This window comes from Clostridium beijerinckii, from assembly GCF_008705175.1.
Lineage (GTDB): Bacteria > Bacillota > Clostridia > Clostridiales > Clostridiaceae > Clostridium > Clostridium beijerinckii.
In genome coordinates, this window is record NZ_CP043998.1 from 87,825 (window position 1) to 99,770 (window position 11,946).

Below are 11,946 nucleotides of genomic sequence, written 5' to 3' on the forward strand. Positions count from 1 at the left end.
GAAACAAATAATTTTATGAGGAATGAGTTATATAATACAGAAGTTATATATTAAGGAAGCAAAAAAACATATTTTCTATAAGAATTATTAAAAAATAGAGGTATAAAAAGTAAACTTTAATATATTAATGAAATTAATAGAGAATATAATGTAATTATTTGGTATGAACACTAAATGCTTTGGGTAAATCTGCTAAAGAAAATGGACTGTTAATTTATCAATGTATTGCAACATCAAAAAAAAAACTTGCAATAATTGAGAGGATTTTCAATAAAAACAATTAAAATTTGAAAATACATGAAGGAGAGTAGCTGTTTCGTTGCAAAAAAATAAAATAAATCTTGTATAGATTTATTAATATATGATATTATAAATATACAGTAAAAATGTTAATTTATTAAAAATATGCTTTAAGTAATAAGAAAATAATATAAATGGGGGGACTAAAATGGCACTTAGTAATTTAAAAACTAATAAAAAAGTTTCTATAGTAGATACCACTCTTAGAGATGGTGAGCAAACAGCAGGGGTGGTTTTTGCTAATGAAGAAAAAATAGTAATAGCAGAAATGTTAAGTGACTTAGGTGTTGATCAGCTAGAAGTAGGGATTCCTACAATGGGTGGGGACGAAAAGAAGGCTATAAAAGAAATTGTAAAAAGAAATTTAAAACCTAGTATTATGGCATGGAATAGAGCAGTAGTCAGTGATATAGAACAATCAATAGATTGTGGAGTTGATGCAGTTGCCATATCAATATCAGTATCGGATATACACATTCAGCATAAACTTAAAACATCTAGAGAATGGGTATTAGAAAGCATGGTTAAATCTGTAGAATTTGCAAAGAAAAATGGTCTTTATGTATCTGTTAATGGGGAAGATGCATCTAGAGCAGATAAGGACTTTTTAGTTGAATATATTAATGCAGCTAAACAAGCAGGTGCAGATAGATTTAGATATTGCGATACTGTAGGAATTATGGAGCCATTTAAAATTAGAGATGATATTAAATATATATATGATAAAACAGGCTTTGATATAGAAATGCATACTCATGATGACTTTGGAATGGCAACAGCTAATGCGGTAGCAGGTATTAAGGGTGGAGCATCGCATGTTGGAGTAACTGTAAATGGTCTTGGGGAAAGAGCAGGTAATGCAGCATTAGAAGAAGTTATAATGGCATTAATGCTTGTTTACGGATATAATGGTGATGGAATAAATACGCAAATGTTTAGAGAAGTATCACAATATGTATCAAGAGCATCAGGTAGAGAGCTTCCAATATGGAAAGCAATCGTTGGAACTAATATGTTTGCACATGAATCAGGAATACATGCAGATGGAGCAATAAAAGATCCTAAGAATTATGAAGCATTTGATCCAGATATAGTTGGTCTTGAAAGACAAATTGTCATAGGAAAGCATTCAGGAAGAGCTTCAATAATAAATAAATTTAGAGAATATAATAGAGAACTTACAGAGGATGAGGCAAAAGGAATACTTGAACTTGTAAGAGCTACGTCAGTTAGATTAAAGAGAACTTTATTTGATAAAGAAGTAGTTCAATTATATAAAGAGTATCATAGACGATTAGAAGAAAGAAATAAGCAATAATAGGGGGGCGTAAACGTGGGAGATAATTTAGTTTATAAGATTTTAAAAAGCCACATTGTTGAAGGTGAATTAAAGGCAGGAGAGCCTATAGCATTAAAGATTGATCAAACGTTGACTCAAGATTCGACAGGAACAATGGCATATCTTCAATTAGAAGCTATGGGAATAGATAGAGTTAAGACAAAGAAATCAGTAGCATTTATAGATCATAATATGTTACAACAAGGTTTTGAAAATGCAGACGATCATAAGTTTATTCAAACAGTTGCATCTAAATATGGAGTATATTTTTCAAAGCCAGGGAATGGAATCTGTCATCAAATTTTCTTAGAAAGATTTTCAACACCAGGAGATACATTAATAGGTTCTGATAGTCATACACCAACAGCTGGTGGTGTTGGTATGCTTGCCATGGGTGCAGGTGGATTAGATGTTGCTCTTGCTATGGGAGGTGGAGCGTACAATATTAACACTCCAAAAGTTGTAAAGATTGAACTAACTGGAAGATTAAATAGAATGGTTGCTGCAAAAGATGTTATTCTTGAAGTTCTAAGAAAATTAACAGTTAAAGGCGGCGTTGGTAAAGTATTTGAATACGCTGGTGAAGGTGTTAAAACACTTTCAGTTCCTGAAAGAGCAACTATAACTAATATGGGAGCAGAACTTGGAGCTACAACTTCGATTTTCCCAAGTGACGAAAGAACTTTAGAATTTTTTAAGGCACAAGGAAGAGAAGAAGACTTTATAGAATTTAAGCCAGATGCAGATGCTGTATATGACGAAGTAGTAACAATTAATTTAAGTGAATTGACACCACTTACAGCTAAGCCTCATAGCCCAGACAATGTAGCTAAGGTTAGCGAAGTTGGTAAGATTAAAGTTGACCAAGTATTTATAGGAAGCTGTACCAACTCTTCTTATGAAGATTTAATGAAAGTTGCCAAGATATTAAAGGGAAATAAAGTACATCCAGACGTTAGTTTGGTAATTGGACCAGGATCAAGACAAGTTATGGAAATGATAGCTAGAAATGGAGCTCTAGCAGATATAATTAGTTCAGGAGCAAGAATACTTGAAAATGGTTGCGGACCATGTATCGGTATGGGTCAATCACCAGGAACTGATGCAATTTCGCTTAGAACTGTAAATAGAAACTTCTTTGGTAGAAGTGGAACATTATCAGCACAAATATATATAGTAAGTCCTGAAACTGCTGCAGTTTCGGCTATAAATGGATTTTTAACTGATCCAACAGAAGTAGATGTAGATTTAACAATAGATATGCCAAAGGAATTCTTAATAGATGATTCAATGATTTTAGCACCAGCACCAACTAATGTTGAAGTTGAAGTTGTTAGAGGACCTAATATTAAGCCATTCCCAGTAAGTAAGCCATTAGCAGAAGAATTAGCTGGTAAAGTATTAATAAAGGTTGAAGATAATATTACAACTGACCATATTATGCCTTCGAATTCTAAGTTATTGCCATTTAGATCGAACATACCTTATCTTGCAGAATATTGCTTCAACACAGTTGATACAGAATTCCCTAAGAGAGCTAAGGAGTTTAATGGTGGATTTATAATTGCTGGAGGAAATTATGGACAAGGATCAAGTAGAGAACATGCAGCATTGGCACCATTATACTTAGGAGTTAAGGCTGTTATAGCTAAATCATTTGCAAGAATTCATAAAGCAAACTTAATTAATAATGGAATAGTTCCTATGGAGTTTAAGAATGAAGCTGATTATGACAAGATTGAGTTAACTGATGACTTGAAGCTGGAAGACATTCAAGCAGCTTTAGAATCAGGAATAGTTAAAGTTAAGAACTTAACTAAGGGAACTGAGTTTGATGCTACAGTTGATTTAACAGAGAAAGAAATTGCTGTTATTAAAGAAGGCGGAAGACTTAATTACGTTAAAGCAAATAGTTAATTATAAGATAAAGAGTGAAAATGCAGGGTCTTTAAGACTCTGCATTTTTTTATACAAATAAGCATGTAAATGCTTAAGGTCTATAATTCAAGTTCAAGATAGGTGTAATATGCAGGTGATTTGTAAATGTGATTATACTTACGTTATAATTAATTATCTAATAGAATGTATATAAATAGATTGATGAGAAAGAAGTGTAAGTTTAATGGAAAAGACTATAAGATTAGCAGGGATAGCATATGAGAGTTTAGTTAATGGGCCCGGTATAAGGAGAGTATTTTTTTCACAAGGTTGTAAGCATAACTGTAAAAGTTGTTTTAATCCTGATACTCATGATTTTTATGGAGGAGAGCAAAGAGATATAGATGAATTAATTAATGATACATTAAATAATGAAATTATAAAGGGAGTAACATTTAGTGGCGGAGATCCGTGGGAACAGGCAGATAAATTTGCATATATGGCAAAGGAGTTTAGAAAAAAAGGTTTAAATATTTGGAGCTATACAGGATATACTTATGAATATATTTTAGAAAATAAGGATTCGAGATTGGGCTGGAGTGATTTATTAAACAATATTGATGTTCTTGTAGATGGAAAATTTGAAGAAAGTAAGATGTCAGATGGACTTAAGTTTAGAGGTTCAACTAATCAAAGAATAATAGATGTTAAAGAAAGTATAAAAAAAGAACAAATTGTTATTATAGAATTTTAACATTAATATAAGATGTTTTTAAAAATATCCACAAATGTGTGAGTATAATTAAAAAAGTTGTGGATTATTATTTGAACTATGTGGATAAATTTTGGAGTAATAAAATAGGCCCATATATCACAATATAAGTTATATTACTTATAGTGAAAGTTAGGTGAATGAAGCTTGATTTTAAATAAAGAATTTTATAAACAAGGTGCATTAATTTTAGCGAAAGAACTTTTGGGAAAAGTTATTATAAGAAAGGTTGACGGAGTGGCCTTAAGAGCTAAAATTGTTGAAACAGAAGCGTACATAGGAGAAATAGATAAGGCATCGCATGCTTATAATGGAAGAAGGACTGAAAGAACTGAACCTTTATTTAGAGAAGGTGGGATTGCTTATGTTTATTTCATTTATGGAAAATACTATTGTTTTAATGTTATAAGTGGATTAGAAGATAAGGGAGAAGGAGTTCTAATAAGAGCATTGGAGCCGTTAAATGAATTTGATTATCTTGCAAAAAAAAGGTTTAATCAAAATTATGATGAACTTTCAGAAACAAAGAAAAAGGCAATTACAAATGGACCATCAAAACTGTGTATTGCATTTTCAATAGATAAATCGGAAAATTATAAAAGGTTATACGAGGAAGGTGATTTTTATATAGAAGAAGGAGAAAAAGATACGTTTAAAATAATGGAAACGAAAAGAATCGGAATAGATTATGCAGAAGAAGCAATAGATTTTCCATGGAGATTTTATATAGAGGGAAATAAATACATATCGAAAAAGTAACAAACTTTCAATGTAATTCCTATTGAGCATTTAATTTAAATACAAATTTTTACTAAAAAGAAATAAAGAGTAATATATTTAATACGATAAATCTATCATAAGATATTTTTTTATAGGAGATAGATTTATGATTGCTAGAGTAATTAATAGAAATTTTAGTATGTATAAATATAAAAAGAGGAAAGCATCTTTAAAAATAAAAGTTACTAAAGAAAATATTATATCGTTTAGTGAAATACTCGAGAATGTACAAATGCTTAGGAAAAAAGGAATTATATCAGTATCAGATCTTAATAGAAATATATCTAAGTCTATAAAAAAATAGTAATATAAAGATGACAGTACATGGATTAATTAAGACATGTATTGTCATCTTTGTATTACTTATTTTCTTTATCAACATTGATTAATTTATCTGAAATGATAAATCTAGGTCTGTGTTTAGCTTCATTATATATTTTTCCGATATATTCTCCTATTACGCCAAGAGATAAGAGCTGAACTCCGCCAAGTACCCAAATTGAAAGGGTCAATGAAGTCCAACCAGTAACTGTACGGCCTGAAATTTTAACTATAAGAGTATAAATTAGGGCTGCGCCTCCAGCAAAAAATATAGTAAAACCAAGGAGGGTTATTAATCTTATTGGTTTTATGCTAAAGGATGTAATTCCGTCTAAGGCAAAGGCAATCATCTTTTTTAGAGGATATTTAGATTCACCAGCAAATCTTTCATGACGTTCATATTCAACAACTGAGTATTTATATCCTATTAATGGAATCATTCCGCGAAGAAATAAATTAACTTCCTTATATTGACTTAACCCGTCTACAACACGTTTGCTCATAAGCCTATAATCTGCATGATTATAGACCATGTCTACGCCAAGAATACGCATTAATTTATAAAAACCTAATGCAGTTGTTCTCTTGAAAAAGGTATCAGTTTCTCTAGTGGATCTTACTCCATAAACAATATCGCATCCATCATAATATTTTTCTACAAATGCATCTATGACATCTATATCATCTTGTAAATCTGCATCTAATGATATAGTCATATCTGAATAATTTTTAGCAACCATGAGCCCAGCAAGTAAGGCATTCTGGTGGCCCCTGTTCCTTGAAAGGTTGATTCCTGAAAATATATTATTTTTAGAATGAAGCTCTTCAATTATGCTCCAAGTTCTATCTTTTGAACCATCATTAACAAAAAGTATTTTGCTTTTATTAGATATTAGGTTATTTGAAATCATAGTCTTAATTTTTACGAGCAATCTTTTACTAGTTTCATGTAAAACTTCTTCTTCATTGTAGCAAGGAATTACAAGATATAGTATATCCTTCATAAAATCGCCTCCAATGATTAGTATAACCAAATAAGTTAACAATATTATTCAATTGTAATCTTAATATTCATTATTTTATAATTCATATCTTATATTTGATATAACTACAGAGGTTTCGCTTATTAAATTAATTTCAGTGTTAACCCTACCTGATCTAGAACTTTTAAGAATTTTTACAATAGGCCTTAGTGGGAAGTTAGGTATAGTTTCTTGCACAACAGCTATGTCACCATTACTTAGATCAACTAAAGTTCCTTTTGAGAAAGGAATTACAATTTTGCAGAATATATTAACAATTTCATAGTCAAATTTTTTGCCTGCATTAGACATTAAATATTCAAGAACATCACTTGGAAACATTGCTCTTTTATTAGGTCTACCGGTTGATAAAGAGTCATATGCGTTAGCAATGCTTACAATTTTACTTAAGGTACTTATCTCATCATTAGCTAGCTTATTAGGATAGCCTAATCCATCAGGTCTTTCATGATGCTGTAGTGTTATTATTTTGCTATTAGCGCTCAGATTATAAGAGTCTGATAAATATTTATATCCGAGTATTGGATGCTGGTCTAATATTGTAACTTCTTCATCCGTTAGTTCTTCCTCTTTCATAAGAATTTCCTTTGGAATAAATGTTTTCCCAACATCATGAAGCAATGCTCCAATACAAAGATATTGAAGTTGTCTTTTTGGAAGCTTCAATGCAATTCCAAGGACTAGTGATATTACGGCAACATTCACAGAATGAGAGTAGATATAATTATCCATGCTTCTTATGTCTATTAGTGAAAGTAAGACACTTTTATTATTTAGAACATTTTCAATTAAATCTTCAGCCATAGACTCAATATTATTGAAATATACTGATTCCTTTTTTGAAAACTTATCAGCAACAGTAAGTCTATTTATATTTGAAAAAGCTTCTTTTATTGTTAGAATTGCTTTTTGTCTTAATTCAGGTTTAATAATATCTTCAATTTCATCAGAACTAAATTCATCAATTATATATATTGATAAAATATTTAAATCCTTTATCTTAAAAATAATTCTTTCACTAAGGACCATACCAGCTCTTACTAATACTCTACCATCAGAATCGTATAATGTCTTACCAATAACTGTATTCGGTTTTACACATTCAATTGGAATTAATCTCATATTATCTTCTCCTCAAATGTTGGTTATAGTACAATTTACAACATAATTCTTAGTTAAATGTTAAACATAATAGTAGTATATCAGTAAAATTGGCGTATTTATAGTATTATGATGAAAAAATATATTATTTTGTTTAACATATTTAAAAAATAGAACTAACTACTAGTTAGAAAACAGGTCTGATAATTAGATTTTTATACAACAGATTTGATATAAGATACTAAACTCATAATTGATAATAAATTAAGTATTTTAGCAGATTTAAGTATATATAAGTCCATTAACTTTTTATATTAATAAATGATAATTTTGTTACTTGATATTTAAATTGTGTTATAATATTATAGATTACAAATAAAAATATCAAAGGGGGCTTTTTCAATGTCAAGAGTTTATAATTTTTCAGCAGGACCAGCTGTATTACCGGAGTCAGTCCTAAGAGAAGCTGCGGGGGAAATGCTAGACTACAAGGGGACAGGCATGTCAGTTATGGAGATGAGTCATCGTTCTAAAGCGTTCGAAGAAATCATCACCGATGCTGAAAAAACATTAAGAGAATTAATGAATATTCCGGATAACTATAAGGTATTATTCCTTCAAGGTGGGGCATCACAACAATTTGCAATGATTCCAATGAATCTAATGAAAAATAAAGTTGTGGATCATATTATTACAGGGCAATGGGCAAAAAAAGCAGCGTCAGAAGCAAAAATATTTGGAAAAGTTAATATATTAGCGTCTTCAGAGGATAAAACTTTTTCATATATACCAGATTTAAAGGATTTAAAAGTTTCAGAGGATGCAGACTATGTTTACATATGTCATAACAATACAATCTATGGAACTACGTATAAAGAATTACCAAACGTTGGGGATAAGATATTAGTAGCAGATATGTCATCAGATTTCTTATCTGAGCCAGTAGATGTATCAAAATATGGACTAATATTTGCAGGAGTACAAAAAAATGCAGGACCAGCTGGTGTTGTTGTAGTAATAATTCGTGAAGATTTAATCACAGAAGATGTATTACCAGGGACTCCAACAATGTTAAGATATAAGGTTCATGCAGACAATAAATCACTATATAATACACCACCAGCATATGGAATATATATATGCGGAAAAGTATTTAAATGGGTTAAGAATAAGGGTGGACTAGAAGCTATGAAGAAAATTAATGAAGAAAAAGCTTCTATTTTATATGATTTTCTTGATTCAAGTAGCATGTTTAAAGGAACTGTTGTAAAGAAAGATCGTTCTTTAATGAATGTACCATTTGTAACAGGTTCAGATGAACTAGATGCTAAATTTGTAAAAGAAGCTAAAGCAGTAGGATTTGAAAATCTAAAAGGACATAGAACAGTTGGTGGGATGAGAGCAAGTATATATAATGCTATGCCAATTGAAGGTGTTAAAGATTTAGTAGAATTCATGAGAAAATTCGAAGAAGACAATAAGTAATAGAATAAAAATCAACTAAATTTAAGGAGATAATCAGGTTTTGGTTATCTCCTTAATTAATTTTATAAATAAAATTATACTAATATCTGAATTATAATATGTATTATGTATAGATAATCAATACAATATATACAATTTTAAATATTGTTAGTACATGTAATGTTTTTATAAGCGAATATTAGATTAATTGCCATATAAAAGACATATAAAAGAATACTCAAGTATAGATTACAGATGAAATAAATTTTAAATAAATCTATAGAAGTATAATAGCCATATAAAGATATTCAAGCAGAATACAAGGTGGAAAAATTTAATATAAATATGTTTTGGATTAGTTCATAAATCTTAATTTGCTAACTAACTTGATAGAATTTTAAATGCAAAGTTACTATTGCAATATATATATTAAATTAATCATTACATAATATCAAAAAAGGAGCTATCGAATTAATCGATATACCCCTCTTTATTGATAATATAAAATTAACAGTTAAGTAATTAGAACTCGCTTGTTCCAGGAGTTCTAGGGAATGGAACTACGTCTCTAATATTAGTCATTCCTGTTATATACATAATTAATCTTTCGAAACCTAAACCAAAACCAGCGTGCTTAGTTTCTCCATATTTTCTTAATTCTAAATACCACCAGTAATCATCTTCAGATAGGTTTAATTCAGTCATTCTATCTTTTAGCACATCTAGTCGTTCTTCTCTTTGGCTACCACCTATAATTTCTCCGATTCCTGGTACCAAAAGATCAGTAGCAGCTACTGTTTTTTCATCATCATTTAATCTCATATAGAAAGCTTTAATATCTTTAGGATAGTCTGTTACAAATAGTGGCTTTTTAAAGTGTTCTTCAGTAAGATATCTTTCGTGTTCTGTTTGTAAATCAATGCCCCATGATACATCGTAATCAAATTTCTTTCCACACTTTTGTAGTATTTCAACAGCTTCTGTATACGTAACTTTAGCAAAATCTGATGAAACTACGTGATTTAATCTTTCTAATAAACCTTTATCAATAAATTGATTAAAGAACTCTAATTCCTCAGGACATTCATCCATAACATATTTAATAACATATTTAAGCATATTTTCAGCAAGGTCCATATCATCTTGTAAATCTGCAAAGGCAATTTCAGGTTCAATCATCCAAAATTCAGCAGCATGTCTTGTAGTATTTGAATTTTCAGCTCTGAATGTTGGTCCAAATGTATAGATATTTCTAAACGCTAAAGCAAAGCATTCAGCATTTAACTGACCAGATACAGTAAGATTAGTCTCTTTGCCAAAGAAATCCTTGCTGAAATCTACACTTCCATCTTTACTTAATTCAGGAGTTTTAGGATCAAGTGTTGTTACCCTAAACATTTCTCCAGCACCTTCACAATCGCTACCAGTTATTATTGGTGTGTGAGTATACACGAAATTTTGATCTTGAAAGAACTTATGTATTGCATAAGCAGCAACAGAGCGAACTCTAAAAGTTGCAGCAAATGCATTACTTCTAGGCCTCAAATGAGCTATTGTTCTTAAGTATTCGAAAGTGTGTCTCTTTTTTTGAAGTGGATAATCAGAGTTTGACATACCCTCGATAATAATATTCTTAGCCTGAATTTCAAAAGGTTGTTTTGCTTCAGGAGTAGCAACTAAGATACCAATAACTGAAATTGATGAACTTATAGGTAATTTAGATATTTCTTTGAAGTTATTTAACTTATCGTCAAAAACTACTTGAATATTTTTAAAGAAAGAACCATCATTAACTTCTATAAATCCAAAAGCGTTAGATGATCTTAAAGTTTTTATCCAACCTGATATTGTTATTTCCTTTGATAAGAAATCATCAGTATTTCTGTAAAGACTTCTAATTAAAATTGATTTTGCCATATTGCATGACCTCCATTTTATAATTAATCTTGTGATCAAAACATATTATTAATGAAAAAAATTTTTCACTATTTTAAAATATCATTTATGTAACCTATTACCCTTGATAATAAATAGATTTTACAATACTTTTTTTGTGAATGCAACTTAGGACCTGTCCCTAAACATATAATAAACCAGTGCCTTAGAGCGTCTGAGTATAAATAATACGTGAAATAAATATATAAACTACGAATATATGTAATTTATCATAAAAAAGCTTTATTTTTTATAGTAAAATTATAAAAAATAAAGCTTTTTTTATATTAAGAGTATTTATTTAACATGCTTGTCTATTCTAAGCCGTTTTCAAAACTCTGAATCAATTCTTTTGGAAAGTTTAACATTGTCATATCTTTAACTATCCTTTTATATGCGTAGGAAATTTCTTTTATCTGAACTTTCATTCCATCTTCCTTACTGATATTTAAAATACAATAAGTGCTATTTGGCCTACCAATCTTAGGCTTTCCAACACTGCCAGAGTTTATATATACCTTATTTTTAAAATCCTTCATTCCAGGTATATGCGTATGTGCACAAATTAATACGTCGTTAGAAATGGAGTTCATAACTTCTGAAGTATTATCTCCGTCCTTTAAGAGATATTCATCTATTTTATCTGGACTTCCATGAACAAATAAGAGACTTTTATTAGCAATATTCAAGGTTAAAGTTGAAGGTAAATTAGCAAGAAATAGTCTGTTTTCTTCTCTTAATTCTTTAACTGTCCAAGGAAGAGAAAAAGCATTAATAGGAGTTTCTCTTATATATGAATATTCATTATCAACTACAGAACTATCATAATTTCCTCTTATGCAAAGAATATGACGTCTCCTGATCATGGAAATTACTTCGTTAGGGTGAGGACCATAACCAACCAAATCTCCTAGGCAAATAATTGTATCAACTTTCTCAATATCAATATCTTCTAAAAGATTAATAAGAGCATAGACATTAGCATGAATATCTGAAATTATTGCTATTTTCAT

At 30.0% G+C, this 11,946-nt stretch carries 10 protein-coding genes; 6 read left to right on the plus strand and 4 right to left on the minus strand.

All coding sequences use genetic code 11. The features are described from left to right. Positions 1-448: 448 nt before the first annotated feature. The 5 genes from nifV (at position 449) to F3K33_RS00415 (ending at position 5,373) form a co-directional block, all read left to right on the plus strand. A complete protein-coding gene (gene nifV, locus F3K33_RS00395) occupies positions 449-1,618 on the plus strand; it encodes a homocitrate synthase (protein ID WP_011967434.1) in 1,170 nt (389 codons plus the stop codon). A 15-nt stretch (positions 1,619-1,633) separates the two neighbouring features. After that, a complete protein-coding gene (locus F3K33_RS00400) occupies positions 1,634-3,556 on the plus strand; it encodes an aconitate hydratase (RefSeq protein WP_023976822.1) in 1,923 nt (640 codons plus the stop codon). 205 nt (positions 3,557-3,761) lie between these two features. After that, positions 3,762-4,271, plus strand: coding sequence for an anaerobic ribonucleoside-triphosphate reductase activating protein (gene nrdG / locus F3K33_RS00405; RefSeq protein WP_023976821.1), 510 nt, complete (start codon positions 3,762-3,764; stop codon positions 4,269-4,271). A gap of 165 nt (positions 4,272-4,436) precedes the next feature. Beyond that, a complete protein-coding gene (locus F3K33_RS00410) occupies positions 4,437-5,048 on the plus strand; it encodes a DNA-3-methyladenine glycosylase (RefSeq protein ID WP_023976820.1) in 612 nt (203 codons plus the stop codon). Between the two features lie 127 nt (positions 5,049-5,175). Further along, positions 5,176-5,373 carry a hypothetical protein gene (locus F3K33_RS00415; RefSeq protein WP_023976819.1) on the plus strand — a complete coding sequence of 66 codons (198 nt, stop codon included), beginning with the start codon at positions 5,176-5,178 and terminating at the stop codon, positions 5,371-5,373. Positions 5,374-5,428: 55 nt separating this feature from the next. On the opposite strand, the gene F3K33_RS00420 is transcribed toward F3K33_RS00415, so the two are convergent. Beyond that, positions 5,429-6,394: a glycosyltransferase family 2 protein gene (locus F3K33_RS00420; protein ID WP_023976818.1), complete on the minus strand. Its 966-nt coding sequence runs from the start codon at positions 6,392-6,394 to the stop codon at positions 5,429-5,431. 75 nt (positions 6,395-6,469) lie between these two features. Beyond that, a complete protein-coding gene (locus F3K33_RS00425) occupies positions 6,470-7,555 on the minus strand; it encodes an HD-GYP domain-containing protein (protein WP_023976817.1) in 1,086 nt (361 codons plus the stop codon). A gap of 381 nt (positions 7,556-7,936) precedes the next feature. Between F3K33_RS00425 and serC the strand changes: the two genes are divergently transcribed. Continuing rightward, a complete protein-coding gene (gene serC / locus F3K33_RS00430; protein WP_011967440.1) occupies positions 7,937-9,019 on the plus strand; it encodes a 3-phosphoserine/phosphohydroxythreonine transaminase in 1,083 nt (360 codons plus the stop codon). A 501-nt stretch (positions 9,020-9,520) separates the two neighbouring features. Here serC and asnS read toward each other — a convergent pair. Both asnS and F3K33_RS00440 read right to left on the minus strand, forming a co-directional pair. Next, complete coding sequence (asnS, locus tag F3K33_RS00435) at positions 9,521-10,915, minus strand: asparagine--tRNA ligase (RefSeq protein WP_023976816.1); 1,395 nt, start codon at positions 10,913-10,915, stop codon at positions 9,521-9,523. A 332-nt stretch (positions 10,916-11,247) separates the two neighbouring features. Beyond that, the gene (locus tag F3K33_RS00440; protein ID WP_023976799.1) at positions 11,248-11,946 is read right to left on the minus strand and encodes a metallophosphoesterase family protein; all 699 of its coding nucleotides are present in this window, start codon (positions 11,944-11,946) and stop codon (positions 11,248-11,250) included.

What these genes read in the sequence shown, in the direction of transcription:
- nifV (WP_011967434.1), top strand. Translation starts at nt 449, where the DNA reads ATGGCACTTAGTAATTTAAAAACTAATAAAAAAGTTTCTATAGTAGAT.
- nrdG (WP_023976821.1), top strand. Translation starts at nt 3,762, where the DNA reads ATGGAAAAGACTATAAGATTAGCAGGGATAGCATATGAGAGTTTAGTT.
- F3K33_RS00415 (WP_023976819.1), top strand. Translation starts at nt 5,176, where the DNA reads ATGATTGCTAGAGTAATTAATAGAAATTTTAGTATGTATAAATATAAA.
- F3K33_RS00420 (WP_023976818.1), bottom strand. Translation starts at nt 6,394, where the DNA reads ATGAAGGATATACTATATCTTGTAATTCCTTGCTACAATGAAGAAGAA.
- F3K33_RS00425 (WP_023976817.1), bottom strand. Translation starts at nt 7,555, where the DNA reads ATGAGATTAATTCCAATTGAATGTGTAAAACCGAATACAGTTATTGGT.
- serC (WP_011967440.1), top strand. Translation starts at nt 7,937, where the DNA reads ATGTCAAGAGTTTATAATTTTTCAGCAGGACCAGCTGTATTACCGGAG.
- asnS (WP_023976816.1), bottom strand. Translation starts at nt 10,915, where the DNA reads ATGGCAAAATCAATTTTAATTAGAAGTCTTTACAGAAATACTGATGAT.
- F3K33_RS00440 (WP_023976799.1), bottom strand. Translation starts at nt 11,946, where the DNA reads ATGAAAATAGCAATAATTTCAGATATTCATGCTAATGTCTATGCTCTT.